We start from the raw sequence: 23,268 nt of genomic DNA on the forward strand, positions 1-23,268 counted from the left end.
CCTCCGAGGAGTCAATGGGGCGTGCCGGCCTGTGCGCACCGGCGGGGCGTCACTGCTTGACGCCGCCGGTGGCCAGACCGCTCTGCCAGTACCGCTGCAGGAGCAGGAAGGCGATGACGAGCGGGATGATGGAGAGCAGCGAGCCGGTCGTGACCAGAGCGAGCATGTTGCTGTTCGCACCGGATCCGCCGCCGACGGCCTGGGACGCCCAGGAGGAAAGGCCGACCGTCACGGGGTACAGCCGCGGGTCGTTGAGCATGATCAGCGGCAGGAAGTAGTTGTTCCAGGTCGCCACGAGCGTGAAGAGGACGACGGTCACCAGCCCCGGGGCCAGCAGGCGCAGCGCGATCGTGCAGAAGATCCGCAGTTCGCCGGCTCCGTCGATGCGCGCGGCCTCCAGCAGGCTGTCGGGTACGGCGTCCTGGGCGTAGATGCGCATGAGGTAGAGGCCGAACGGACTGACGAGTGAGGGCAGGACGATCGCCCAGGGGGTGTTGACCAGATCGACCTTCGCGAAGAGCAGATAGGTCGGGATGGCCAGGGCGGTGGTCGGGATCATGATGGCGCCGAGCACCAGGGAGAAGGCGGCGTTGTTGCCGCGGAACCGGTACTTGGCGAACCCGTACCCGGCGGCGGCCGCCAGGAGCGCGGCACCGAGCGCACTGCCCACGGAATACAGGACCGTGTTGAGCAGCCAGTGCAGGAAGACCCCGTCGTCGTGCGTCACGGTCTCCCGGATGTTCTCCAGCAGCTGCGGGGAGTGCGAGAACCACAGTCCGAACGAGGTGAACAGGTCCTGGGTGCTCTTGGTCGACGCCACGGCCAGCCAGAACAGCGGCAGGAGGAAGTAGGCGAGGACGGCCAGCATGACGATGGTCAGCGGTGTGCTGTGGCGCCGGGCCGGCCTCCGGCGCCGCCGGTGGGCGGTGCGGGGCGTGCCGGTCGCGGTGCTGCTCAGCGCCGCCCGGGAGGGCGCGGCCGGGGGACTGGTGGTCGTCATGAGGTCCTCCTGCGGTTCGCGGTGAACAGGACGACGTAGGAGAAGATCACGATGACCAGACCAAGGAGGAAGGACACCGCGGCCGCGTAGTTGACCTGCTGCCCGGTGAAGGCGAGGGAGTAGGCGTAGAGGTTCGCGGTGTACGAACTGTCGATGACGTCGGGCGCGATGTCCTGCAGCAGCTTCGGCTCGTTGAACAGCTGGAAGCTGCCGATCACGGAGAACAACAGGGTGAGCAGGAGCGCCGGGCGCAGGGCGGGGAGCTTGATGGACCAGGCGATCCGCCAGGGGCCGGCGCCGTCCATCGCGGCGGCCTCGTACAGCTCCTGGGGGACGGTGCGCAGGGCCGCGTACAGGATGATCATGTTGTAGCCGACGAACTCCCAGGTCACGACGTTCGCCAGGCTGCTGAGCATCCATCCGTCGCTGAGGAAGTGGGGGACCGGCAGGTCGAACTTCTCGCCCAGCTGGGCGAACGGCCCGAAGTCCGGCCCGTAGAGGTAGCCCCACATCAGGGTGGCGACCACACTCGGGACGGCGTAGGGGACGAAGATGCCCAGGCGGATCACCCGCGCGAGCCGCAGCAGGCCGCTGTCGAGCGCGAGCGCGAAGAGCAGGGCCATCAGCAGCATCAGCGGGACCTGGATCACGAAGAACGCCCCGACCCGCACGACCCCCTCTCTGAGGAGCGGGTCCTTCAGCGCGGTCACATAGTTGTCCAGCCCGACGAACGCGGTCCCGCCTATGAGCCGTTCCTGGAAAAGGCTGAGGTAGGCGGCGTAGCCGAGCGGCGTGAGGAACATCAGCAGGAACAGCACCATGAACGGTGCGATGAACAGTGGACCTGCCGCACCATGACGCGGTCCACCGAGCCGCCGACGCTTCGGTCCCGCTCGGCGCGGGTCCTCGGTGGAGGCCGCGGTTGTGGCGGTCATCATCGGGCCTTTCGGAGGGGGGAGTGAGGGGAGGGCTGCCGGGTGCGGGTCCCGTGTCCTCGCGGTGGAGTGCCGGAGTGCGGGACCCGCCGGACCTCACGGGGCTTGGACGGAGAAGCCCTGCTTCTTGGCGTACGTGGTGAGCCGCGTCTGCCACGCGTCGAGCGCGGCGACGGTGTCCTTCTTCCTGGCGAGAGACGTGCCGACGGTCTCGGTCCAGTCGGTGACGGCCTGGTCGAGGAACGGAGGCCACTGGAATTCGGTGCTGACCGTCTCACCGATCTCGGCGAACAACTGGTTGACCTTCTGCCCGCCGTAGAAGGCGGAGGCGTCGCCGGCGAAGGAGGGGTCCGTGAGCAGTGGCTTCGTCGCCGGGAAGAACGACTGCTTGGTGCTGAAGAGCTTCGCGCTCTCCGGGTCGCTGTTGAGGAACTGCGCGAACACCGCCGCGGCGATCGGGTTCTCGGTCGCCTTGATGACCGCGCTGGTGGAGCCGCCCCAGTTGCCCGAGCTCGGCTTCGCCGCGTCCCACTGCGGCAGGGGCGCCGCCCGCCACTTGCCCGCGGTGGACTTGGCCGAGCCGGAGAGGAAGACCGGCCCCCAGGCGGCGGTGATCCAGGTGGCGTACTTGCCCTTGTTGAGGGCGGAGAACCAGGCGTCGGTGAAGTCCGGCTCGACGCCGATGACTCCCTCCTGGGCCAACCCGCCCCAGTAGGCCGCGAGCTTCTTGGAGATCGCGTCGTTGACGTTGATCGAGACATTGCCCTTGCCGGAGGTCGCGTAGGGCTTTGCCCCTGCCTGCCACAGCAGACCGTGCCAGGCGGCGGCCTCGTTCGCGGCCAGGTTGGTCAGGTAGACGTCCGGGTCGGCCTTGTGCAGCTTGCGCGCCGCGGCGGCGAAGTCGTCCCAGGTCTTCGGCGGCTCGATGCCGTGCTTGTCGAAGATGTCCGCCCGGTACAGCATGCCCATGGGGCCGGTGTCCTGCGGGATCGCCCAGATCTCGCCCTTGGGGCCGCTGACCTGCCCCCACGTCCAGTCGACGAACGTGTCCTTCAGCTCGGACGCGCCGTACGGGCTCAGGTCCAGGAGGCTGTCCGTGATCGTGAACGTGGGAATGGCCTGGTACTCCATCTGGGCCACATCGGGCGCGCCCTTGCCGGCCTTGATCGCCGTGCGCAGTTTCGTGTAGTGCTCCACGCCCTGGCCCGCGTTGACGACCTTGACCTTGATGGCCGGGTACTTCTTCTCGAAGAGCGCGATCTCCTGCTCGATGTCCGGGACCCAGGTCCAGAACGTCAGCTCGGTCGGAGTCTTCATCGCCTTGTCGATGTCGGCCGGGGTGACCGACTTGGCGGTGGAGGCGGAGCCGCCGCTGCCGCCGCAGCCGGTCAGTGCGGCTCCGAGCGAGACGGCTCCCGCGGCGGTGAGGAAGAGCCGGCGGCTCATCTGGGAGGTGTTGGGGGTGAAGCTGGCTCTGTTCATGGTGAACTCCCGCCAATGGCTGAGGGAATGGCACGCCGGGCTGGGACGTGCGCAACGAGGGAGACGTGAAGGGCTGTGCGCGTGACGGACAGGACATGGCGTCGCCGTGGCACGGACACACGTTTCAAACGGACTTCGCCCGGCGGGCGGTCCACCTACCGGTGAGGTGGAAGCCTGCGGCCCGGGGCAGCAACGGGTGGGGCTGTGAGCCGTTCGTGGCAGCTCACCTGGTCAGTGACTGCCGCGTGACGGCGGGGAGACGCGTGGCTCGCGCAACGGGGATGTCTGCACGTGCGAGGGCGCGCTCTGGAGAAGGGGAAGCGAGCGAGCCCGATACGGCGGCTCGCGTTGTGGCCAGGTGCGGAAGTGAGGAAAGCGGCTCGGGCTGGTCTGCGCTGTTCAGTGGTGGTTGGAGGCGCCTCCGTTCAGGGGCGGACTGTGTCGGCCCCCACTCGAACGAGAGGCGGCACTCCGACTCCGACCTGGGGTCATCCGGGTCGAAGGGGGCGCGGTCGAACTGCGGATCACGAGGTCGACCGGGGGATCACTCGCCGCCAAGGGGAGCGCCTGGGGATTCTCGATGGCATGTACGAGGCGCTTGAGTCCCTCCTGCGCCACGGCGTCGAACGGCTGACGCATCGTAGTGAGAGGAGGGGTCACATAGGGGGCCACGGGGATGTCGTCGAAGCCGACGACGCTGACGTCCTCCGGCACACGTCGGCCTGCTTCCGCCAGTGCCCGGATGAGGCCGATCGCCATGTCGTCGTTGGCGGCGAACACCGCGGTCACCTCGCCGTCGGAGGCCAGTTCACGGCCCGCCGCGTAGCCGGACGCGGCCGACCAGTCACCCTCGACGACGGGCGGCACCGTCCTGCCGTGCGCGGTGAGCGCCGCTCGCCAGCCCTCCAAGCGGTCCCGGGCGGCGTACCACCGCTGCGGGCCGGCGAGGTGGTGAACGGTGGTGTGCCCCAGCTCCAGCAGGTGCTCGGTGGCCGCCCGCGCCATCAGATCGGCGCCCGTGCCGGCGGCCAATGCCCTGGGTGCGGGTATCGGGGGCGCACCGAGGACCAGGACGGGCATGTCGAGTCGGGCCGACAGGTCTCCGTCGTGCCCCTCGTCGATCGGCTCGGAGACCACGATGCCGTCCACACCCTGATCGAGCAGCGACTCCACCGCGCCGGCGACTCCCGCGGGATCGCCTTCCATCGTGTTGACCACACGGAGGGCGTAGCCCGTGTCCCGTGCGGCGCGCTCGATCCCCATGATCAGTGAGGCGGGCCCGTACAAGGCGGTTCCCAGCGTCACGACACCGATGGACCGTGTACGTCCGGAAGCCAGCGCTCGGGCGGCGTTGTTCGGCCGGTATCCGAGTTCCTCGGCAGCATCGAGTACGCGTCGGCGTACGTCGGCGGAGACATACGGCTCGTCGTTGAAGACACGGGACACCGTCTTCTGCGATACGCCCGCCAAGCGGGCCACATCCACACTGCGCGCTGCGCCGGAACTTCCGCCCCGCCTTGCCTCTCGCGCCATGGTGTCTCCCGACGATCGTGATCCGAACCGCTGCTGTCCGGTGCCTGCCTGACTACGCTGACATGTCTACGCAGTCATAGGGCGGCCGTCAAGCGTCTGGAACAAATTCGTAACCCCATGCGAATCTGGGGCCGCCCTGAGGTCGGAGCCGGGTATCACCGTCCGCAGCCATGGGGAAGACGACGTCCTCCCCGAACCGGCTCTCGACCGTTTGACACCGGGCAGAACGCACCGCCGGCTCGCGGGGATGCGTCGGCGCGGGGCCATCACATCACTCACCGGTTCCCGGAACCTCCTGCCGATACTGCCCCGCCCCGGGCGACTGCGTTCGGCGCGTCTCCCGCACCACGGCAACGCCACCGGCGGGAACGGCGACCGATCCGTGGACGGACTTGCCGGTGAGGAGTTCCATGCCGTGGGCCGGGATCTCGGCGCCGGCTCCGGAGTGGTCGATCAGGAACAGGTAGTCCGCGTCGGTCCCGCTGCGGCGAACGGCCTCGATGCCGTCCGCCGGGGTGGCGAGGGCGGGACGGACGCCGGCCTCGTCGCGGATACGGCCCAACAGTGCCGCCAGCGTGTCCGGATCGGGGCGGGTGGCCAGGTACCAGGCGGTGCCGGTGCCGTGGACGTTCCTCGTCACGGCCGGCACGCCGGACAGTGGCCCGTCGGCGTAGGAGGCGATGGCCTCGGCGCTCGTGAGCCGGACCCGTTCGGACCGCAGGTGGCGCCGGCGTCCTGGGGGACCTGGCCCGTGAGTTGTCGGGTCTCGCCGGGGAGCAGCGGGAAGAGCTCGTCCGTCCGCACACCGAGTCCCGCTCGCACGGGCCGTTCGGAGGTCACCGGCACCTGGCTGGGCACCTGCCGTGCGGTACGGGGCATGCGTGCCGTCCTCGCCGAGCCCCGCGCTACCGGCTCGACCGCCGCGGATTCGGAAGAGGTCTGCTGACCGCCGCGCCCCCGGGGCCCGCGACACTACTGGTGATCGCCAAGGGACTGGCGAACGCGTCCCGCCCCTGATCGGCCTGACCATACGGTCCTGGCGCGCGACGTGCTGGAGGCGCTGCGCCGCAAGCTGGACGGCGGCGATGGGGCGGTGGAGACGATGCGCCGCAAGCGCGGGTGCTGGTGCACGCGCTCCCCGTTGCGCGATGAGGGATGAGCATCCATTATCAGGATTCCTGTTACTTTAAACTTGTAGCGATAGAGGCAAGTCATGCCATTCAGTCCAAGAATCCAGGCCAGAGGGATCCAACTGCTGCTCGGCCGCATGATGGCGCGTGTGCACCAGGACCTGCGCTTCACCGACATCCCGAAGCGCACCGAAGTACTCCGGGTGGCGACCGGCGCCGGACCGGTGAACTGCACGGTCTACCGCCCGCCGGCCATCTCCGGAGCCCTTGCCCCCGTGTACGTCAACTTCCACGGCGGCGGTTTCGTGGTCGGCCGCCCGGAGCAGGACGACCACATCTGCCGTTACATAGCCGCCACGGCCGGCTGTGTCGTAGTCAATGTGGACTACGCAGTCGCCCCGCAGCGGCAGTTCCCCGTGCCCGTCACCCAGGCATACGACGTCACCGCCTGGGTCTCCGCGAACGGCCCCGCCTGCAACTGGGACGGTTCGCGCATTGCTGTGGGCGGACACAGCGCCGGCGCCAACCTGACCGCCGCGGTCTGCCGCATGGCCCGGGATCGCGGCACCTTCACGCCCCTGCTCCAGATCATCGACTCCGCACCGCTCGACCAGCTCGCCGACCCCTCCACCAAGCAGTCCCTCATCGCCAAGCCGCTGTTGACCCCCCAGCTCATGCGGGTTTTCACGGCCGCCTACGTCCCCGACCCCGCCGACCGCGACCATCCCCTCGTCTCGCCCGGACTGGCCGATGACCTCGCCGGACTGCCGCCAGCCCTGGTCATCACCGCGGAGAACGACCGCCTGCGGGACGAGGGAGATGCCTACGCCAAGGCTCTCGAAGCCGCCGGCGTTCCGGTCACCCACCGTGTCTTCGAGGGTGTCGACCACTACTTCACCCACACCGGCCCGGTCCCGGAAGGGAAAGAAGCCATCGACCTGATGGCCACCACCCTGCGCAACGCACTCAGCGCCTGACGCCGCCCCAGTGGAGCACGGTGGGCAGGCCGTTGGCCCGCGGGTAGAGCACCAGGCTCACGCCTGCTGCCCGGAGATGGATGAGTCTGTCCGCTGTGGCTTCGGTGGGAGTCTTCATGGCACGGATGGTTCTCAGCGTGTCAGGTGCGGGATCAGGAGGCGGCGTACGGCAGTTCGCGGGTGCGCGGGCCGTTGTACTGCTCGTCGGTGACCGGCTCGGCCCAGGTGGTTTCCGTGCTGCCGTCGCCGTTGCCCTCCCACAGGGCGAGGTGCTCCATGAACCGGTCGGGGGCCGCGCCGTGCCAGTGCTCCTCGCCCGGCGGGCAGGTGATGGTCTGGCCTGGGTGGGCCTCGAAGACCGTGCCGTCCCGGGTGCCGATCAGGGCGACGCCGGAGACGACGTGCAAGGCCTGGCCCAGAACGTGGGAGTGCCAGTTGGTGCGGGCGCCCGGGGAGAAGCGGACCATGTTGACCCGCATCCGGGACGGCTCCTGGCCGGCGTGGATGACGTCCCACCACACGTCACCGGTGAACCGGTCGGCCGGGGCTTTGCTGCTGAGCTGCTGCTGGATGAACTTCATGGCGTCTCTCACATCGGTGCCTGTGGGCGGGGTTCGGGTGCTGGCCGGGCGGCGTCGTGGCCCGTCCCTATCGGGCGACGTAGCCGCCGTCGACGGGGAGGGCGACGCCGACGACGAAGCCGGCTCCGGGGCTGCACAGCCACAGGACGGCCTGGGCGATCTCCTCTGCGGTGCCGAGCCGGTTGACGGGCTGGTCGGCCTCGGCCTCGGCGAGGTCGAGTTCTCCCTTGGCGATCATGTCGCTGACCATGGGCGTGTTGATGGTGCCGGGGCAGACGGCGTTGACGCGGATGCCGCGCGGGGCGTATTCGAGGGCCGCGCTGGTGGTCAGGCCGATCACGCCGTGCTTGGAGGCGTGGTAGGAGGCGCGGCCGGGGAGGCCGACCAGGCCGCCGAGCGAGGAGCAGTTGACGATGGCTCCGCTGCCCTGGGCGCGCATGYGCCGCAGCTCGTGTTTCATGCAGGCCCAGACGCCACGGAGGTTGATGGCGTTGACGCGGTGGAAGCGTTCGGCGGGTTCGTCGGCCGCGTCGCTGGGCGGGATCTGGATGCCGGCGTTGTTGTAGGCCATGTCGAGGCGGCCGAAGGTCTCCACGGTGCGGTCGACCGCGGCGGCGACCTGGTCCTCGTCGCTGACGTCGCAGGTGAGGGCGAGGACGTGGTGGCCGGCGTCGGCGTCGGTGAGTTCCCGCGCGGCCGCGTCCAGGGCGGCTTCGTCGATGTCGGTGAGGGCGACTGCGGCCCCGGACTCGGCGAAGGCCCGGGCGGTCGCCAGGCCCATACCGGAGCCGGCTCCGGTGACGAAGGCGACCCGGCCGGTGAAGTCGTAGGTGGGGTTCATGTCGTTCCCTCTCCCATCGCGGGCTGTTAGTGGTCCGGCTGTCGTTCGGGGGTTCGTGGCGAGGCCTGCGCGCTTGCTCTGCGCGCCGGTCCGTGTGGGTGGTCGGGCAGCGGAGGATCTGCGGTCAGCGAGGGGACGGCCCCTGTGCGGGTACGTCACCCGGCGCGTGGGCCGGGGCAGTGCGCTGGGCCACGATTCGGCCCCTGCCGGAGGTGCCGCGGACGGCGAGGGCGATCAGCGGGAGCAGGGTGAGGGCGGCGATGACGGTGCCGACCAGGGGCGGTCCGGTCAGGCCGAGGGAGGAGTCCAGGGCCACACCGGCGATCCACGAGCCGCCGGCCACACCGACGTTGAAGGCGGAGGTGGTCAGCGCGGACGTGAGGGTGGGGGCGTCGCCGGCGAAGCGCATGGCGAGCGCGGTGACGACGGGGTTCACCGCGAAACCGGTCAGGCCCATGAGGAAGACCAGGGCGGTGGCCGTGACCGCGTCGGCGGACAGCGGGATCATCAGGAACAGGACCAGGGTGGTGGCCGCGGCGGCGGTGAGGGTGGTGGCCATCGGACGGCGCTCGCCCAGGCGGCCTCCGGTCGTGGTGCCGCCCAGGGCGCCGATGCCGAAGGCGATGAGGACGAACGGTACGGCACCCGCCGGGATGCCGGCGCGGTCGGTCAGCAGCGGGGTGACGTAGCTGTAGGTCGCCAGAACACCGCCCATGATCAGCACGGCGGCGCTCAGCGCCAGCCACAGCCGGCCCTGGCGCAGAGCGCCCACCTCGGCACGCAGCGAAACGCTCGCGCTCTGTTCCTGGGCCGGGATGAAGCGGCCGATGAAGGCCGCGGCGAGTGCGGAGAGGGCCGCCAGGGCCCAGAACGGGCCGCGCCAGCCGGTGAACTGGCCGGCGAAGGAGCCGATGGGCACGCCGACGACGTTGGCGAGGGTCAGACCGCCGATCATGACGCCGGTGGCGCGGGTGGCCTTCTGCGGGCCTGCGGCGGCGGTGGCGACGACGAAACCGACGGCCCAGAAGGCGCCGGTGGCCAGGGCGGTGACGACGCGGGCGGCGAGGACGACGGTGAAGGAGGTGCTGAGGGCCGCCACCACGTGACCGAGGCTGAAGACGGACAGAGCCAGGATCAGCGTCTGACGCCGGGGCAGGCGCAGGGTGGCCATGGCCATGGTCGGCGAGCCGATGATCATGCCGACCGCGAAGGCGGTGATCAGCAGGCCCGCCTGGGAGGTGCTCACGCCGAGGCCGGTGGACAGTTCGGGCAGCAGTCCGGCGATGACGAACTCGGTGGTGCCCATCAGGAACGTGCCGGCGGCGAGCACCCAGACGACGAAGGGCAGCTTGCCGGGCGTGGTCCCGGATGCGGAAGGCATGCGTGTGGTCTCTCCTTGAGCGGAAGGGTGGCGGAAGGGACAGGTCAGGGTGGGGACGGGGAGGCTGTCGGAGCGGACGGCTGCCACCTCTTCGACGTGCTTGCGGTGGCTGCCGGCCGGGTCAGGAGGCGGCTTCGATGCTGATGTGCTCGGCGTTGGCGAGCCGTTCGGTGTCGCGGTCGTCGACGTGGCCGAGGACGATCAGGTCGGCGGACGCAGAGCCGCCGTCGCGGTAGAACAGGGCCAGGTTGCCCCAAGGCGCGTAGTAGGCCAGGTCCCCGGCCTTCGGTGCGGCCGGGTCCGGGGCGTCGGAGATGTCCAGCTTGCGCGGCGGATAAGCGATCCGCTCCGTCTGGTGGAAGTCCTCCAGATCGAGGCTGAGCGGGAGCAGGGAGGCGAAGTCGCGGGCTACGGCGTTGTCGTTCAGGGTGGCGTCGACGGGTCGGCCGTCGAGGGTGACCCGGATGTTCATGACGGTGGACCTGCCAGGGGTTGCGGTGGGTGCGGGACTTGTCGTCGTCCGCGCCGGCGTGCTCGGGGACGCGGGTGGTGGCGACGCTTCGGTACAGGCGGTCATGGCCAGCAGCAGGGCCGCGGCTACGGCGCCACGTGCCAGGGCGGGCAGGGCGGTCGGCATCACGGGGCGTCCAGGCGATTCAGTCGGGCAGCGGCTCGGAGTAGTGCCGGAAGCCGTCGCGCTTGTGGTGGATGTCGTAGAGGCGCTGTGCCAGGGCCTCGGGGCTGCTGTGTTCGGCGTCGGGCCGGATGGCTCCGGGGACGATCAGCTGCGCGACATGGATGTTCTCCGGGGCGAGCGCGTCGTGGAGCATGCGGGCGTACGCGCTTTCGCCGGCGAAGGCGATGGACGTGCCGGCCCGGTCGGGGTGGGGGCGTACGGCGCTGGAGCCGTTGACGAACAGCAGGGTGCCGCGGCCGAGTTCGCACATGCCGGGCAGGACGGCGTTGACGCAGGTGACGGGGCCCTTGACGGAGAAGGCGAGGGGGTCGTCGAGGTCGTCGGCGCCGGTGTCGAGGATCGGCTTCATGAAATCGGCGCGGGGCACGGGGCTGTACTGGAGGATCTCGACGGGGCCCAGCGTGGCTCCGGCCGCGTACAGGGCGGAGTCCAGGGACTCGATGTCGAGGACGTCGGCGGTGAAGCCGCGTGCCTGGATGCCGTCGCGGGCCAGTTCGGTCGCGAGGTCGTCCAGGCGCTGGGCGTTGCGGGAGATGAGGGCGACGGTGTGGCCGGCGGTTCCGAAGCGGCGGGCGGTGGCGAGTCCGAGGCCGGGGCCGGCGCCGACGAGGGCGAAAGTGGTCACGGTGATTCCTTTTGCGGGAGGGGGCCGGGTGGGGGATGCCCGGCCCCCGAGGTGGGACGGTTCGCGGTCAGGGCTTCAGGAGCGCCTTGATGGCGCGGCGCTCGTCCATCGCCCGGTAGCCCTCGGCGACCTGCTCCAGGGGCAGGGTGAGGTCGAAGACCTTGCCCGGGTTGATCCGGCCGGTCAGGACCCGGTCGATCAGGTCGGGCAGGTAGGCGCGCACGGGGGCGGGGCCGCCGCGCAGGCCGACGTGGGAGAAGAACAGTTCCTGGCCGTCGATCGCCACGTCGTGCGGGACGCCGACGAAGCCGACGTTGCCGCCGGGGCGGGCGGAGTGCAGGGCCTGCCGCATGGCCTCGGGGGTGCCGACGCACTCCAGGACCGAGTCGGCGCCGATGCCGCCGGTGAGGTCCTTGACGCGGGCGATGCCTTCGTCGCCGCGTTCGCTGATGATGTCGGTGGCACCGAACTCCACGGCCAGCTTCTGGCGCGACTCGTGCCGGCTCATGGCGATGATCCGCTCGGCGCCCAGTTCCCTGGCGGCGATGACGCCGCACAGTCCGACCGCTCCGTCCCCGACCACGACGGCGGTGGAGCCGGGCGTGACCTCGGCGGCGACGGCCGCGTACCAGCCGGTGCCCATCACGTCGGAGACGGCGAGCAGGCTGGGCACGAACTCGCCGTCCGGCTGGTCGTCGGTGGCGACGAGGGTGCCGTGCGCGTTGGGGATGCGGACGTACTCGGCCTGGCAGGTGCTCATGAACTCGCGGCCCAGGCAGGAGGACTGCCAGCCGTTCAGACAGTTCGGGCAGGTGTTGTCCGAGGTGGCGAACGACCCGACCACGAACTGTCCCGGCTCCACGTTGGTGACCTCGCTGCCGACCTCCTCGACGATGCCGACGTACTCGTGCCCCATCGGCTGGGGCTCGTCCACCGGCTCCGCGCCGCGGTAGGGCCACAGGTCCGAGCCGCACACGCAGGTGGCGACCGTGCGGATGACGGCGTCGGTCGGCCGGCTGATCTCCGGGTCGTCGAGTTCCTCGAAGCGCACGTCGCCGGGGGCGTGAATGACTGCTCCGCGCATGTGGGTGCTTCCTTAGGTACGAGGGTCTGGAACCGCAACCGGGAATCGTGAACGGCTGCTCGGAATCGAGCCTCACACGCGAGGGCAGGTGCGAAAAGCGGAGGAATCTATCCAGGGAGCGGAACATCCTGGGAGGGAATTCTCCCCCTTTCCCCGCGTGCGATCGATGTCATGCTGGGAAGCATGACCAGCCACTTCACCCTGAATGAGCTGGGTGAATCCCTCAAGAAGCGCCGCTCTGAGCTGAGCCCGCGCACGGTCGGACTTCCTTCGGCCCGTCGGCCGCGCCGGGGCGAAGGGCTGCGCCGCGAGGAGGTCGCCCGGCTCGCGGGCAAGATCACCGTCCGCACGCGGCGCCGGGGCGTGCGGAAGGCGCAGCCGCAACTGCGGCGGGTACGGGACGACCTCACCTCCGCCCCGGCCATGGTCCAGGGGCGGCGCGGTGACATTCCGGCCTGGAATGCCCTGGCCGCGGCGCTGGTCACCGACTGCACCCGCGTCCCGGCGAAGCACCGCGACCATCCCCGGCTGCTGTTCACGGATCCGGCGATGCGCAGCCCGTACGCCGGCTGGGAGACGGTCGCGCAGGCCACGGTGACGCAGCTGCGGATGGCCCGCGCACGATCCGCTGCGCATCCTCGCCTCCCGGGCCGCCGACCAGAACCTGCCGGTCCCGTCAGGATGGAAGCATGACCAGTAACGTTCCCCTCAATGAGCTGGGTGAGTTCCTCAAGAAGCGCCGCTCGGAGCTGAGCCCGCGCACGGTCGGACTGCCGGAGACGGGCGGGCCCCGCCGGGTCGCCGGGCTGCGCCGGGAGGAGGTCGCCCAGCTCGCCTCCATCAGCACCGACTACTACACCCGGCTGGAGCAGGGCCGCATGCAGGCGTCCGCTCCGGTGCTGGACACCCTCGCCCGGGTCCTGCATCTGGACGACGACGAGCGGGGCTATCTCTTCCAGCTCGCGGGTAAGACCACCACCCGCACCCGGCGCCGCGGCAGGCAGCAGGTCCAGCCACAGCTCCAGCGCGTCCTGGACGACCTCACCGCCACCCCGGCCATCGTGCAGGGCCGACGCGGGGACATCCTGGCCTGGAACGCGCTGGCCGCCGCCCTGGTCATCGACTTCTCCCGCATCCCGGAAAAGCACCGCAACTATCCCCGGATCCAGTTCACCGAGCCGACGATGCGCACGTTGTACGCCGACTGGGAGGCCTCCGCCCAGATCTCAGTGGCGCAGCTGCGGATGGAGGCCGCCAAGTACCCCGAGGACCCCCGGCTGATCGAACTGGTCGGCGAACTGTCCACGCGCGACAAGCAGTTCGCCAAGTGGTGGGGCGATCACCGGGTCGCCGCCCGCACCGTCGGCACGAAGACCCTCAATCATCCGGTCGTGGGAGAGCTCGTCCTGGACTGGGACACGCTCACCGCCAACACCGACCCCGACCAGCACCTGACCGTCTGGACCGCCGCCCCGGGTTCCCGCACCCACGAGCGGCTGCGCATCCTCGCCTCCTGGGCCGCCGACCAGGACCTGTCGCCCTCTTCTTCCCTCCGCTGACCGATGCCGCCGCGTCAGTCGACGTCCTGCATGCTCGCCCCGGCCGATCGGTCTGCGACGGCACCTCGCTGAGGCAGGGGTGCCTCGGAACGAGTGGCGCGCATCAGCGCGAGCGCGGTCAGCGGTACGAGGGTGAGTGCGGCCGCCACTGTGCCGACCAGCGGGGGCCCGGCCTGCCCCAGCGGTGAGGTCAGGGTGATGCCTGCCGTCCAGGAGCCCACGGCGACCCCCACGTTGGGCGCCGAGCCGCCCAGGCCGGAGGCGAGGGTGGGCGCGGAACCGGCGAAGCGCAAAGCCAGCGCGCCGAGCACCGGGGTCGCGGCGAAGCCGGTCACCCCCATGAGTGTCACCAGGACGACGGTCGCCACGGGGCTCGTGGAGAGAAAGGTCAGCAACAGCAGGACCAGCGTGGTCGTGGCGGCGGCAGTGAAGAGTGTGGCAAGTGGCCGACGGTCGCCCAGGCGCCCGCCGGCCGTGGTGCCCAGCAGGGCGCCCAGACCGTAGCCGGTCAGGACCACGGGCACGGCCTCAGCGGGGATTCCGGCCCGGACGGTGAGCAGGGGCGAGATGTAGCTGTAGGTCGCCAGGACACCGCCCATCAGCAGCGTCATGGAACTCAGCGTCAGCCAGATCCGGCCCTGGCGCAGCGCGGTGAACTCGGCTCGGACGGAGGGTACTTCCTTCCGCCCCTCGTCGGGGATGAACCGTCCGATGACAGCCGCGGCGCCGGCTGACAACGCGGCCAGCACCCAGAAGGGCCCTCGCCAGTCAGAGACCTGGCCGAGCCACGAGCCCAGTGGTACGCCGGCCACGTTGGCCACGGTCAGGCCCCCCAGGAGCATGCCCAGGGCCCGAGACGTCGCTGCCGGCCCTGCCGCGGTCGTGGCCACGATCGCTCCGACGCACCAGAAGGCACCGGTGGCCAGTGCGGTCACCACGCGGGCCGCGAGCACGACCGCGAAGGACGAGCTGAGCGCGGCGACCAGGTGGCCGAGGGAGAAGACGACGAGTGCGAGGACCAGCGTGGAGCGCCGGGGCAGGCGCAGCGTCGCGATCGCCATCGCCGGCGCGCCGACGATCATGCCTGCCGCGAACGCCGTGATCAGCAGACCCGCGTCAGCCACGCTGACGCCCAGATCGTCGGCGATCTCCGGGAGCAGGCCCGCGATGACGAATTCGGTGGTGCCCATGAGAAAGGTTCCGGCGGACAGCACCAGGACGACGAAGGGCAGTGTGCGGGGGCGGTTGTCGGTTGAGGGTGACATTCGGTGGCGTTCTCTTTTCAGGGCGACGTGCGACGATGCGGGGAGAACTCGTGATGCGCTGTGATGCGTCCCCGGATGTGCCCTACGGCTGCATCTCGGAATGCGCGACCTCAACAGGTGGGGGAAGCGGCCGGTGGATCGGTCCGGTGGCCTGTGACAGGGGCAGGCCGGTGCCCTGGTTGGTGTGGGCGACGATCTCCGCGGTGATGGAGATCGCTGTCTCCTCGGGGGTGCGGGCGCCGAGGTCGAGGCCGATCGGGGAGTGCAGCCGGGCGAGTTGTTCGTCGGTCACGCCTGTCTCGCTCAGGAGGCGCAGGCGTTCGTCGTGGGTGCGCCGGGATCCCATGGCGCCGATGTAGCCGACGGGCAGGTCGAGGGCCAGGCGCAGCAGGGGGATGTCGAACTTGGCGTCGTGGGTGAGGACGCAGACGGCGGTGCGGGCGTCGACCTCGGTGCGTTCCAGGTAGCGGTGGGGCCAGTCGACCACGACCTCGTGGGCGTGCGGGAAGCGTGCCGTGGTGGCGAAGGCGGGACGGGCGTCGCACACGGTGACCCGGTAGCCGAGGAAGTGTCCGGCCTGGCTGAGGGCGGCGGCGAAGTCGACCGCGCCGAACACCAGCAGGCGCGGAGGGGGCGCGTGGACGTGGACGAGGACGGTCAGCGGTTCCGGGCAGCCGTCCCCGTCCCCGCCGACCGTGACACGGGCGGTGCGGCCCGCCCGCAGCAGGGCCCTGGCCTCCTCCGTCACCAGCCGGTCGGTCGGCCCGCCGTCCAGGGTTCCGTAGGTCATGCTGCCGTCGCCGAGCACGCTCAGGGTGGCGCCGAGGAGGTCGTCGGAGCCGTCCACGACCTGGGCCACGGCGGCGGGCCGGCCCTCCATGGCGTCGGCGAGGGCCGCGGCGAGGTGCGGCTGGGTCGCGGGGTCGACGTGCTGGACGAGGACGTCGAGTTCGCCACCGCAGGTCAGGCCCACGGCGAAGGCGTCGTCGTCGGAGTAGCCGAACCAGGCGCGCCGGGGGGCGGCCCGATCGTGGAGCACCTGCCGGCACAGGTCGTAGACCGCGCCCTCGACGCAGCCGCCGGAGATGCTGCCGACCGCGTTGCCGTCCGCGTCCACCGCGACCGACGTACCGGTGGGCAGGGGCGCGCTGCCGCTGACGTCGACGACGGTGGCCAGGGCGAAGGGGCGTGCTTCGCGGCACCAGCGGTGCAGTGTGTCGGCGATGTTCAGCATGAACGCGGTCCTTCGTGCAAAGGGGGGCATGGGTGGGCCGCCGCCGCGCCACCGGGGAGCGTCGTTCTACGCGGCGGCGGCCCTGGAAGGCCCGGCAGCCGGACGGGGGGACCGTCTGCCGGACGAGGGAGGAGTGCCCCGGGCCGCTGGGCCGCTCCGCAGCGGCCCCGGGCACTCGGTCAGAGCAACGCCTCGGCGGTGATGGGCAGTTCGCGGATCCGTCGGCCGGTGGCGTTGAAGACCGCGTTGGCGATGGCGGCCGCCACACCGACCTGAACGATCTCTCCGATGCCTTTGACGCCGAGGGGGTCGGCGTCCATGTCCTCGCCCTCCAGGTAGATCGCCTTGAGGTCGGGGATGTCGGCGTTGACGGGCACGAGGTAGTCGGCGAGGTTGGCGTTGACGATCCGGCCGTCGCGGTGGTCGGTGACCGTGTGCTCCAGCAGGGCCTGGCCGATGCCGCCGACCATGCCGCCCAGGGCCTGGCTGTCGGCGAGCTTGGGGCTGATGATGCGGCCCGCGTCGTACACGCCGAGCATGCGCCGCACCCGCACCAGACCCAGCGTCGCGTCCACGGCCACCTCGGCGAAGGTCGCGTTGTAGGCGTAGTACGAGTGCCGCGCGGGCTCCGGCGCCCCGGCGTACGAGCCGTCCGCTTCGAGGTGGGTGCGGTTGTTGCGGGCCAGCAGCCGCTGGTAGGTCTCGCCGCGGGCCGGGTTGCCCTGCACGTGCAGCCGTCCGCTGCGGACCACGATGTCATCGGCGGGCACCCCGTGGAGCGGGGAGTCCTCGTCCTCGACTGCCAGCTCGATCGCCTGTCGGCGGACCTTGTTGCAGGCGTCGAGAACGGCCGAGCCGACACACGTCATGGTCATCGAGCCGCCGTGCGGCGGAGTGGGCGGGTAGAGCGAGTCGCCGAGCCGGAAGGTCACCGTGCGCATGGTCAGCCCGAGCGCGTCGGCGGCGACCTGGGCCTGGGCGGTGTAGGTACCCGGTCCCATGTCGCTGGCGGCGGCCTCGGCCACGGCGGTGCCGTCGGCGTCCAGGCGGACCCGGGCCTGCGCGGGGAAACGCCCGGGGTCGTACACGCCCGCGGCCATGCCCAGGCCGGTCAGCCAGTCCCCGTCGCGCGTCGAGCGGGGCTTCGGGCTGCGGCGGTGCCAGCCGAACTCGCGGGCACCCACGGTGTAGCACTCACGCAGCCGGCGGGTGGACCAGGGCAGCCCGTTCGACTCGTCCTCGTTCGGTTCGTTGCGCCGGCGCAGCTCGATGGGGTCGATGCCGATCCGGTGGGCGAGTTCGTCCATGGCCGACTCGATGACGAAGGACGCCGTCGCGAAGCCCGGACCGCGCATCCACAGCGGCGTGTTCACGTCCAGCGGCACCAGCCGGTACGCCTGACGGACGTGGGGCATGCTGTAGAACATCTGCCCGGCCGCCATGATGCCCTCGGTGAACTTCTCGTACGACGAGGTCTCGCCATCCATCTCGTGGACCGCCGCGGAGAGTCGGCCACGCCGGTCGCTGCCCAGCCGCAGGCGGTACTCGTACGAGGGCCTGAAGCCGGTGCCCAGGTACATCTGCTTGCGGCTCAGGACGAGCTTGACCGGACGTTTCGTCTCACGGGCGGCGAGCGCGGCGACGACCACATGCGGCCAGCAGCGCAGCCCGCTGCCGAAGCCGCCCCCGACGAACGGCGAGATGACCCGCACGGATTCCAGAGGCAGGTCGAACACCGTGGACAGCTCGGTCTGCGTGCCCACCACCCACTGGGTCTTGTCCCACACAGTGAGCCGGTCGCCGTCCCAGCGGGCGATGGTGGCGTGCGGCTCCATCGGGTTGTGATGGTTGCGGGCCATGCGATACGTCAGATCCAGCCGCACGGCGGCCGAGCGCAATCCGGCATCGGCATCGCCGCGCGCGTAGCGGGTCGGCTCGTCCGGCTCGGCCTCGTGCAGGTCGGTGGACGGCCGCTCGGCGTCGTAGCTGACCTCGACCAGGCTCGCGCCGTGCTGCGCGGCCTCCAGGGTGGTGGCCACCACCACGGCGACCGGCTGGCCGTGGAAGCGGACCCGGTCGTCCTGGAAGACCCGCAGCCGACGGCCCTCCGGGGGGTTGTTGGACCCGGAGTTGTCGCGGTACGGCAGCTTCGGCGCGTTGCCGTTGTGGATCACCCGGAGCACGCCCGGGTGGGCCAGAGCGGCCCGGGCATCGATGGACGTGATGCGGCCACGGCCGATACCGGCGTCGACGATGACCGCGTGCACGGCCCCGTCGACGTCGTGCTCGGCGGCGTACAGCGCCTTCCCCGTGACCTTCAGCCGGCCGTCCACCCGGGACAGCGGCGCACCCACGGCTGCCTGCGGCTGGGGGCTCACCTGGTACCTCCTACGATGCGCAGCTGGCGTTCGACGGTCCGGCTGAGCAGGTCGACCTTGAAGCGGTTGTGCTGGAGCGGGCGGGCGCCGTCCGCCGCCTTCGCGGCGGCGGCTGCCCAGAGAGCCTCGGAGGGGCGTTCGCCGACGAGGTGTTTCTCGACCGCGGGCAGCTTCCACGGCACCGTGCCGACCCCGCCTGCGGCGACCCTCGCCTCGCGGATCACCCCGCCGCGCAGGTGCAGGGCGACGGCCGCCGAGGTCAGGGCGAACTCGTAGGACTGGCGGTCCCGCACCTTCAGATAGCCGGACTTCAACGGGCGCGGATGAGCCGGGATCTCCACTGCCTGGATCAATTCGCCCGTCTGCAGGGCTTGTTCGCGGTTGGGGGTGCTGCCGGGCCGTAGCAGGAAGCCGGCGAAGGGAACACGGCGTTCCCCGTCCGGGCCCAGCAGGTGCACGGTCGCCTCCAGTGCGGCGAAGGCCACGGCGACATCGGAAGGGTGGGTGGCCACGCAGTGGTCGGAGGCGCCGAGGATCGCGTGCGAGCGGTTGTGGCCGTGCAGCGCCGCGCAACCGGAGCCCGGCTCGCGCTTGTTGCAGTCGGCGGTCACGTCACGGAAGTAGGTGCAGCGGGTGCGCTGCATGATGTTGCCGCCGATGGTCGCCATGTTCCGCAACTGGGCCGAAGCGCTCAGTTCCAGCGCCTGGGAGATGACGGGGTACAGGGCGCGCACCTTGGGGTGGGCCGCGGCCTCGGCCATGCGCACCAGCGCACCGATGCGCAGTCCACCGCGCTCGGTGGCCGTGACCTCGCGCAGCGGCAGGCCGCTGATGTCGACCAGGGTCTCGGGGCGTTCGACGGTCTCGCGCATCAGGTCGACCAGCGTGGTGCCGCCGGCGATGTAACGGCCGCCGCGGCGACCGGCGCCGAGGGCTTCGCGGGTGTCGGAGACGCGGGTGTAGGCGAAGGGATGCATGGTGGGCCGCTCCTTACTTCCGGCCCGCGGTCTGCTCGACCGCGCGCACGATCTTGACGTAGCAGCCGCAGCGGCAGATGTTGCCGCTCATCCACTCCCGTATCTCCTCCGGCGAGTTGGTGTGGCCCTCCTGGATGCAGCCGACGCCGGAGACGATCTGGCCGGGGGTGCAGTAGCCGCACTGGAAGGCGTCCTCGTCGATGAACGCCTGCTGCAACGGGTGCAGTCGGTCGCCCTCGGCCAGGCCCTCGACGGTGGTGACCTCGGCGCCCTCCAGCCGGACGGCCAGTGTCAGGCAGGAGTTGACCCGGTGGCCGTCGACGAGGACCGTGCACGCGCCGCAGGCGCCGGCGTTGCAGCCCTTCTTCGAGCCGGTCAGGCCGAGGTGTTCGCGCAGCAGGTCCAGCAGCGAGGTGCGGTTGTCGACGGTCACGGTCCGGCGGGTGCCGTTGACCGTCAGGGAGACCCGGCTGGAGGGCGCCGATCCTGCGGCGGTGGCCTCCTCCGGGCTCGCGAGGAACGTCCCTGAGGCCACGACGGCACCGCCGACCGCGGCACTGGTGGCGATGAAGGTGCGCCGACTGGGCGCCGGGGAGGACTCACCCGTCCCAGCGGGGGGTGGAGCGGCAGCCTCGGAAAGTTCAGTGGACATGGGTACGCCTTCGCATCGCGGACGGATCATGCCGCGCACAGCGGCACGGGAGGCGGGGACCGTCGTCGCCGCAGGACCTGGACAACCGTGCGGATCACAGCCGCGGCCGGTCACGCCGGAAGTCTGGCATCGCCGGTGGCGCCCGTGGGAGGGAGAGTTTTGTCCCCCGATCCTTCTCTCCCCCCAGGGCTGAGCCGACTCAGGTGCGCGCCCGCCGGACGGCTCGTAGGTTGGAGAAGAAGCGGTCACGCCTGAGAGATCGGCAGGTCACGCGCGTGACGACAGCGGAGATCGATTTCGAGGAGCTGTTCGACGCCGCACCGAACCCGTACCTGGTGCTGGACGCCGGCCTGGTGATCCGCTACGCCAACCGGTCCTACCTCCAGGTCACCGGCAGGAGCCGCGAGGAACTGGCGGGGCGCTCCATCCTGGGGGCGTTCCCGGACACGCCTGCCGCGCTGGACGCGGCGCGTGATTTCGGCGCCTCGCTTCAGCGCGTGCTGGACTCCCGGAAGCCCGACGTCGTGGCACCGCGGCGATTCGACATCCCCGTCGTCGGCCGGCCGGGCGAGGTCGAGGAGCGATGGTGGTGCGGGATGTCCAGCCCCGTCCTGGGGCCGGACAGCGCCGTGAAATGGATCATCGCGCGCGCCGACGACGTCACCGAGTTCATGCATTCCCCCTTCATCCGTGAACTCACCCCGCTGCTGAACCAGCAGGCGGCAGGGATCGCGGCCCAGGTGCACGCCCGGGCGCACGATCTGGAACAGCTGAACGAGCAGCTGCGCCAGGCGCATGCCCGCGAACGCGAGATCGCCGTCACCCTCCAGGAGGTCATGCTCCGCTCGCCCGACCTGGACAGGCACCGGGACATCGCCGTGAGGTACCTGCCGGCCAGCGGATCGCTCAACGTGTGCGGCGACTGGTACGACGTGGTCGATCTGCCGCCCGACCGCTACTCCGTCGCCATCGGGGACGTCGTGGGACACGGCCTCGAGGCCGCCGCCGTCATGGGCATGCTGCGCAGCGCCCTGAGCGCCGCCATCCGGGCCGTTCCCAGCCCCGCGCAGGCCCTTGAGGTACTGGGCCTGTACGCCCGGGCGGTCGACGGCGCGCTCGCCACCACCGTGGCCAAGGTCCTCGTCGACCCGCGCAGCCGGCTGATCATCTACAGCAACGCCGGCCACCCACCGCCCATACTGCTCAGTCCGGACGGCAGTTGCCAATTGCTGGACCAGGCCACCGACCCGCCGCTCGGCGCCCGACCGGAACACGTCCCCCGCCCCCAGGCCGGCCTGTCCTACGCCCCCGGGGACACCCTCGTGCTCTACACCGACGGCCTCATCGAACGCCGCGGCGAGGACATCGACACCGGCCTGACCCGGCTGATGGACACTCTCGCCCGGTGCAGCACCCTCCCGGTGGAAGAACTCGCCGACGGACTGCTGGCCCACATGGGTGTCTCCGGCGGTGGCCGCGACGATATCGCCCTGGTCATCGTCCGCCTGTGAGCCGGTTTTCGGCGGAAGCCGTTTCCCCATCAAATAGTGAAATTGAAACGGAATTCTCGACTTTTTCATGGCCGTGAATTCATTTAGTGTGGACGCATGGAAAGAACAACGTCGCCGCACCGGAGACGCAGGTCATTCAGGGGCCAGGACGTTGACGGCACGCCGGGCCGGAAGTCGTGGGAGAGGCTGCGCGTGCCCGCCGTCCACGAGTGACCGGCATCGCTCCGCGCCGGCCGCCGCGGACCGCATGGCGCGCCCGGGCGAAAACCCGGATCGCGTATCTGGAAGCGCAACTGGATCGCGAGAGTGTCCGGCCCTGCCCTGAAGACCGTATGACGCTCGTCGAGGGAATGCGGAGCCATCTGGAAAAGGCCCGCTCGGCTGCCGAAGAGGATTTCGGATGGCGGCGCATGTGGTCGGGGTCGGCCGCCCGTGAGGGCGTCTGGTCGAACGTCCGCAGCGCGGAGGTGACGCTCCTCCAACTGGTCTCCGACGAGGAAGCCGCCGGCCGCGCCAGTGAGGTCATGGCGCTGGTCAAGGATCATCTGGAAACGGACGACCCACGACGAGTCCGTCTCGCCCGGCGGCTGCGCTCCATCATCTCCGGCGAGATGTCACCGAGCGACCGGGACCTCATGGTCCGGGCGCTCGACGCCGCGTACAACGCCCTGGACGACGAACTGGCCCGGGTGCGCAGCCTGCGCAACATCCTGTGGACCGCCACGTTCCTCGTCCTGCTGGGCGTGGCGGGCCTCGCCGTCTACGGCTGGTTCTTCCCCGAGTCGCTGAGCATGTGCTTCACGCCCAAGGTCAGCCCCGGGGACGCGACCGGGATCGACGTCGTGTGTCCCACCGCGGAGGATCACGACGTGCCGGCGAACACCCCCGCCAGCGAGCGGGCCCAGTCGAGGGACATCCTCACCGTCGAGATCGCCGGGCTCACCGGCGCGGCACTCACCGTCATCGCCTCACTGCGCCACATCAGGGGCACCGACGCTCCCTACATGCTGCCCCTGGCGTCAGCGGTGCTGAAGTTCCCCACCGGCGCCCTGTCGGCCTTCCTCGGACTGCTGCTGATCCGGGGCGCCTTCGTCCCCGGGCTCAGCGATCTCGACAGCAGGGCGCAGGTCCTCGGCTGGGCCGCGGCCTTCGGCGCCGCCCAGCACCTGGTGACCCGGCTGGTCGACGACCGTGCCCAGATGACGCTGGCGGAGGTGGGCAAGACGACCGACGCCGTGATCGACCCGGAGAGAGCCGCCGTCAGGGAGAGCAACATGCTGGGGGAGACGACCGGGGCGTCCGGACCGCCGACCGCCTTCCAGGACGGCGCGGGACCGCACGACGGGGCGGACGAGGGGACGCGCGAGAGAGGGCACATGGACGAAGGGGTGGAGGGGCCTCGCCCACGAGCCGGGCCCTGACCTGC

Annotated in this window: 21 protein-coding genes and 1 pseudogene; 5 read left to right on the plus strand and 17 right to left on the minus strand. The window is 70.7% G+C overall.

Going from position 1 to position 23,268, the window contains the following annotated elements; all coding sequences use genetic code 11:
- Positions 1-49: 49 nt before the first annotated feature.
- The 5 genes and pseudogenes from CA983_RS06570 to CA983_RS06590 form a co-directional block, all read right to left on the minus strand.
- Complete coding sequence (locus CA983_RS06570; protein ID WP_086599932.1) at positions 50-1,000, minus strand: carbohydrate ABC transporter permease; 951 nt, start codon at positions 998-1,000, stop codon at positions 50-52.
- Entirely contained in the window at positions 997-1,935 is a 939-nt protein-coding gene (locus CA983_RS06575; protein ID WP_086599954.1) for a carbohydrate ABC transporter permease, read from the minus strand. Before CA983_RS06575 ends, CA983_RS06570 begins: the two co-directional genes overlap by 4 nt.
- A 96-nt stretch (positions 1,936-2,031) precedes the next feature.
- The gene (locus CA983_RS06580) at positions 2,032-3,417 is read right to left on the minus strand and encodes an ABC transporter substrate-binding protein (RefSeq protein ID WP_086599933.1); all 1,386 of its coding nucleotides are present in this window, start codon (positions 3,415-3,417) and stop codon (positions 2,032-2,034) included.
- 399 nt (positions 3,418-3,816) lie between these two features.
- Positions 3,817-4,902: a LacI family DNA-binding transcriptional regulator gene (locus tag CA983_RS06585; RefSeq protein WP_086599934.1), complete on the minus strand. Its 1,086-nt coding sequence runs from the start codon at positions 4,900-4,902 to the stop codon at positions 3,817-3,819.
- Positions 4,903-5,221: 319 nt separating this feature from the next.
- Positions 5,222-5,769, minus strand: a pseudogene (locus CA983_RS06590) (beta-galactosidase trimerization domain-containing protein); the annotation flags it as partial.
- 394 nt (positions 5,770-6,163) lie between these two features.
- On the opposite strand from CA983_RS06590, the gene CA983_RS06595 reads away from it, so the two are divergent.
- Entirely contained in the window at positions 6,164-7,057 is an 894-nt protein-coding gene (locus tag CA983_RS06595) for an alpha/beta hydrolase (protein ID WP_086599935.1), read from the plus strand.
- On the opposite strand, the gene CA983_RS48865 is transcribed toward CA983_RS06595, so the two are convergent.
- From CA983_RS48865 to CA983_RS06625, 7 genes are all read right to left on the minus strand, one after another.
- Positions 7,047-7,175: a hypothetical protein gene (locus CA983_RS48865; RefSeq protein ID WP_279628423.1), complete on the minus strand. Its 129-nt coding sequence runs from the start codon at positions 7,173-7,175 to the stop codon at positions 7,047-7,049. The genes CA983_RS06595 and CA983_RS48865 overlap by 11 nt on opposite strands.
- 34 nt (positions 7,176-7,209) lie before the next feature.
- Positions 7,210-7,638 carry a (R)-mandelonitrile lyase gene (locus CA983_RS06600; protein WP_086599936.1) on the minus strand — a complete coding sequence of 143 codons (429 nt, stop codon included), beginning with the start codon at positions 7,636-7,638 and terminating at the stop codon, positions 7,210-7,212.
- Positions 7,639-7,705: 67 nt separating this feature from the next.
- On the minus strand, positions 7,706-8,479 hold the full coding sequence (locus CA983_RS06605; protein WP_086599937.1) for an SDR family NAD(P)-dependent oxidoreductase: 774 nt from the start codon (positions 8,477-8,479) through the stop codon (positions 7,706-7,708).
- A 124-nt stretch (positions 8,480-8,603) separates the two neighbouring features.
- Positions 8,604-9,860, minus strand: a complete 1,257-nt coding sequence (locus tag CA983_RS06610) for an MFS transporter (RefSeq protein WP_086599938.1) — start codon at positions 9,858-9,860, stop codon at positions 8,604-8,606.
- Positions 9,861-9,981: 121 nt separating this feature from the next.
- Positions 9,982-10,332: a cyclophilin-like fold protein gene (locus CA983_RS06615; RefSeq protein ID WP_341866649.1), complete on the minus strand. Its 351-nt coding sequence runs from the start codon at positions 10,330-10,332 to the stop codon at positions 9,982-9,984.
- 184 nt (positions 10,333-10,516) lie between these two features.
- Positions 10,517-11,182 (minus strand): SDR family NAD(P)-dependent oxidoreductase, encoded by a 666-nt coding sequence (locus CA983_RS06620; protein WP_086599940.1) that lies wholly within the window; start codon positions 11,180-11,182, stop codon positions 10,517-10,519.
- Between the two features lie 67 nt (positions 11,183-11,249).
- Positions 11,250-12,266 carry a zinc-dependent alcohol dehydrogenase family protein gene (locus CA983_RS06625; protein WP_086599941.1) on the minus strand — a complete coding sequence of 339 codons (1,017 nt, stop codon included), beginning with the start codon at positions 12,264-12,266 and terminating at the stop codon, positions 11,250-11,252.
- Positions 12,267-12,449: 183 nt separating this feature from the next.
- Here CA983_RS06625 and CA983_RS06630 point away from each other — a divergent pair, with 183 nt between their 5' ends.
- The gene (locus CA983_RS06630) at positions 12,450-12,959 is read left to right on the plus strand and encodes an MmyB family transcriptional regulator (protein WP_425276424.1); all 510 of its coding nucleotides are present in this window, start codon (positions 12,450-12,452) and stop codon (positions 12,957-12,959) included.
- Positions 12,956-13,825 (plus strand): helix-turn-helix domain-containing protein, encoded by an 870-nt coding sequence (locus CA983_RS06635; RefSeq protein WP_086599942.1) that lies wholly within the window; start codon positions 12,956-12,958, stop codon positions 13,823-13,825. Before CA983_RS06630 ends, CA983_RS06635 begins: the two co-directional genes overlap by 4 nt.
- Before the next feature lie 14 nt (positions 13,826-13,839).
- On the opposite strand, the gene CA983_RS06640 is transcribed toward CA983_RS06635, so the two are convergent.
- The 5 genes from CA983_RS06640 to CA983_RS06660 all read right to left on the minus strand — a co-directional run bounded on the left by CA983_RS06640 (position 13,840) and on the right by CA983_RS06660 (position 20,331).
- Positions 13,840-15,090, minus strand: a complete 1,251-nt coding sequence (locus CA983_RS06640; RefSeq protein WP_086599943.1) for an MFS transporter — start codon at positions 15,088-15,090, stop codon at positions 13,840-13,842.
- 82 nt (positions 15,091-15,172) lie between these two features.
- Complete coding sequence (locus CA983_RS06645) at positions 15,173-16,324, minus strand: XdhC family protein (RefSeq protein ID WP_086599944.1); 1,152 nt, start codon at positions 16,322-16,324, stop codon at positions 15,173-15,175.
- Between the two features lie 179 nt (positions 16,325-16,503).
- The gene (locus tag CA983_RS06650) at positions 16,504-18,702 is read right to left on the minus strand and encodes a xanthine dehydrogenase family protein molybdopterin-binding subunit (protein ID WP_086599945.1); all 2,199 of its coding nucleotides are present in this window, start codon (positions 18,700-18,702) and stop codon (positions 16,504-16,506) included.
- Positions 18,699-19,679 carry an FAD binding domain-containing protein gene (locus tag CA983_RS06655; protein WP_086599946.1) on the minus strand — a complete coding sequence of 327 codons (981 nt, stop codon included), beginning with the start codon at positions 19,677-19,679 and terminating at the stop codon, positions 18,699-18,701. Before CA983_RS06655 ends, CA983_RS06650 begins: the two co-directional genes overlap by 4 nt.
- Before the next feature lie 13 nt (positions 19,680-19,692).
- A complete protein-coding gene (locus tag CA983_RS06660; RefSeq protein ID WP_086599947.1) occupies positions 19,693-20,331 on the minus strand; it encodes a (2Fe-2S)-binding protein in 639 nt (212 codons plus the stop codon).
- Between the two features lie 275 nt (positions 20,332-20,606).
- On the opposite strand from CA983_RS06660, the gene CA983_RS06665 reads away from it, so the two are divergent.
- Together CA983_RS06665 and CA983_RS06670 are read left to right on the plus strand one after the other, a co-directional pair.
- Entirely contained in the window at positions 20,607-21,842 is a 1,236-nt protein-coding gene (locus CA983_RS06665) for a PP2C family protein-serine/threonine phosphatase (RefSeq protein ID WP_086599948.1), read from the plus strand.
- A gap of 332 nt (positions 21,843-22,174) precedes the next feature.
- Positions 22,175-23,263: a hypothetical protein gene (locus CA983_RS06670; protein WP_244206690.1), complete on the plus strand. Its 1,089-nt coding sequence runs from the start codon at positions 22,175-22,177 to the stop codon at positions 23,261-23,263.
- Positions 23,264-23,268 lie beyond the last annotated feature (5 nt).

Origin of the sequence: Streptomyces swartbergensis, from assembly GCF_002148965.1 — a bacterium.
Lineage (GTDB): Bacteria > Actinomycetota > Actinomycetes > Streptomycetales > Streptomycetaceae > Streptomyces > Streptomyces swartbergensis.

What these genes read in the sequence shown, in the direction of transcription:
- CA983_RS06570 (WP_086599932.1), bottom strand. Translation starts at nt 1,000, where the DNA reads ATGACGACCACCAGTCCCCCGGCCGCGCCCTCCCGGGCGGCGCTGAGC.
- CA983_RS06575 (WP_086599954.1), bottom strand. Translation starts at nt 1,935, where the DNA reads ATGACCGCCACAACCGCGGCCTCCACCGAGGACCCGCGCCGAGCGGGA.
- CA983_RS06580 (WP_086599933.1), bottom strand. Translation starts at nt 3,417, where the DNA reads ATGAACAGAGCCAGCTTCACCCCCAACACCTCCCAGATGAGCCGCCGG.
- CA983_RS06595 (WP_086599935.1), top strand. Translation starts at nt 6,164, where the DNA reads ATGCCATTCAGTCCAAGAATCCAGGCCAGAGGGATCCAACTGCTGCTC.
- CA983_RS48865 (WP_279628423.1), bottom strand. Translation starts at nt 7,175, where the DNA reads ATGAAGACTCCCACCGAAGCCACAGCGGACAGACTCATCCATCTCCGG.
- CA983_RS06600 (WP_086599936.1), bottom strand. Translation starts at nt 7,638, where the DNA reads ATGAAGTTCATCCAGCAGCAGCTCAGCAGCAAAGCCCCGGCCGACCGG.
- CA983_RS06610 (WP_086599938.1), bottom strand. Translation starts at nt 9,860, where the DNA reads ATGCCTTCCGCATCCGGGACCACGCCCGGCAAGCTGCCCTTCGTCGTC.
- CA983_RS06615 (WP_341866649.1), bottom strand. Translation starts at nt 10,332, where the DNA reads ATGAACATCCGGGTCACCCTCGACGGCCGACCCGTCGACGCCACCCTG.
- CA983_RS06625 (WP_086599941.1), bottom strand. Translation starts at nt 12,266, where the DNA reads ATGCGCGGAGCAGTCATTCACGCCCCCGGCGACGTGCGCTTCGAGGAA.
- CA983_RS06630 (WP_425276424.1), top strand. Translation starts at nt 12,450, where the DNA reads ATGACCAGCCACTTCACCCTGAATGAGCTGGGTGAATCCCTCAAGAAG.
- CA983_RS06635 (WP_086599942.1), top strand. Translation starts at nt 12,956, where the DNA reads ATGACCAGTAACGTTCCCCTCAATGAGCTGGGTGAGTTCCTCAAGAAG.
- CA983_RS06640 (WP_086599943.1), bottom strand. Translation starts at nt 15,090, where the DNA reads ATGTCACCCTCAACCGACAACCGCCCCCGCACACTGCCCTTCGTCGTC.
- CA983_RS06645 (WP_086599944.1), bottom strand. Translation starts at nt 16,324, where the DNA reads ATGCTGAACATCGCCGACACACTGCACCGCTGGTGCCGCGAAGCACGC.
- CA983_RS06655 (WP_086599946.1), bottom strand. Translation starts at nt 19,679, where the DNA reads ATGCATCCCTTCGCCTACACCCGCGTCTCCGACACCCGCGAAGCCCTC.
- CA983_RS06660 (WP_086599947.1), bottom strand. Translation starts at nt 20,331, where the DNA reads ATGTCCACTGAACTTTCCGAGGCTGCCGCTCCACCCCCCGCTGGGACG.
- CA983_RS06670 (WP_244206690.1), top strand. Translation starts at nt 22,175, where the DNA reads ATGACGCTCGTCGAGGGAATGCGGAGCCATCTGGAAAAGGCCCGCTCG.